The sequence below is a fragment of the Paenibacillus forsythiae T98 genome, assembly GCF_000520735.1.
Classification (GTDB): Bacteria; Bacillota; Bacilli; order Paenibacillales; family Paenibacillaceae; genus Paenibacillus_AQ; species Paenibacillus_AQ forsythiae.
The window spans coordinates 1-1,114 of sequence record NZ_ASSC01000630.1 but is presented as its reverse complement, the minus strand read 5'-3'; the positions used below and the strand labels follow the sequence as shown (position 1 = coordinate 1,114).

2 protein-coding genes are annotated in these 1,114 nt (G+C 33.1%); both read left to right on the top strand.

The annotated features are described in order from the left end of the window. Positions 1 to 131: 131 nt before the first annotated feature. Positions 132 to 548: a hypothetical protein gene (locus L692_RS0119465; protein WP_025701727.1), complete on the top strand. Its 417-nt coding sequence runs from the start codon at positions 132 to 134 to the stop codon at positions 546 to 548. Between the two features lie 11 nt (positions 549 to 559). Then, positions 560 to 982, top strand: a complete 423-nt coding sequence (locus L692_RS0119460; RefSeq protein ID WP_025695803.1) for a hypothetical protein — start codon at positions 560 to 562, stop codon at positions 980 to 982. The last annotated feature ends 132 nt before the right edge of the window (positions 983 to 1,114 follow it).

Sequence of the window (1,114 nt, the reverse complement as noted above, 5' to 3'; positions counted from 1 at the left end):
ACTCCATTTACATGATTTGGGTAATCAACAGGCCTGGTGTTAGATCATTATAGTTTGAACCGATCCGCAGGTGCGAAGTTAAATGAAACCTACTTGCCACCAGATAACTAATCATTTGGAGGGAATGAATATTGGAACTAGATGATCAAGTATATGAACGAATTTTACAACTGTGTAAAGAGGGAAATGCTTTAACTGAAAAAGGACAAATTATTAAAGCTATCGAGAGTTATACAGCTGCTCTGGAACTGGTTCCGTTACCGAGGAATAACTGGCAAACAAGTACATGGATTTATACAGCATTAGGCGACACTTATTTTCATACCAACAGATATGAAATGGCAAAAAATAATTTTTATGATGCTTTAAACTGTCCAGGTGGGATTTCAAATCCATTTATTTTACTGAGACTTGGAGAGAGTTTGTTCGAGTGTGGGGAACTTGATAAAGCTAAGGACTATCTGTTAAGAACTTACATGTTAGAAGGATATAAAATCTTTTTTAGTGAAGATGATAAGTATTTTGAATTGATTAAAGATATGGTTTGAGGAGGATAGATATGGCTACTTTGCAATCACCCATCAAAGAAAAGTTTGAAAGTCTTGTGAATAAAAGTAATGAACAATTTAATAATGGTAACCATGAAGATTCTATTTTGTTGTTAGAAGAAGCTTGGAATTTAATACCCGACCCAAAAGGTATTTATTGTGAAGAAAGCTATCACTTGGTGAAGGATGTTGTGGCCACTTGTTTAATAATAAATGATCTTAAGAAAGCAAAGGTATGGGCAGATAAAATATTTTTAACTGGATTTGATCGCATAGATTCGGGTGATAAGGAATTTATTTCAGGAAAAGTTGCTTTTGAATTAGGTGATTTTGAGACGGCAAAAGAATTTTTCAGCATTGCCAATAGAAAGTCAGAAGGTAGATGTTTTGGGAGTCCGAAGAATACAAAATATCTCAAATTTTTTAAAAGTTAAAGGTTTAGTTGTTGCAATAAGCTATAGATTTTTGAGTATACTTATTTATAACTCCAACATTAAAGATAGAACAACACAATCAACAACGCCTTTTTTAGGGTCTGTCAAGATTTTTGTGTAAACTCTTTTACA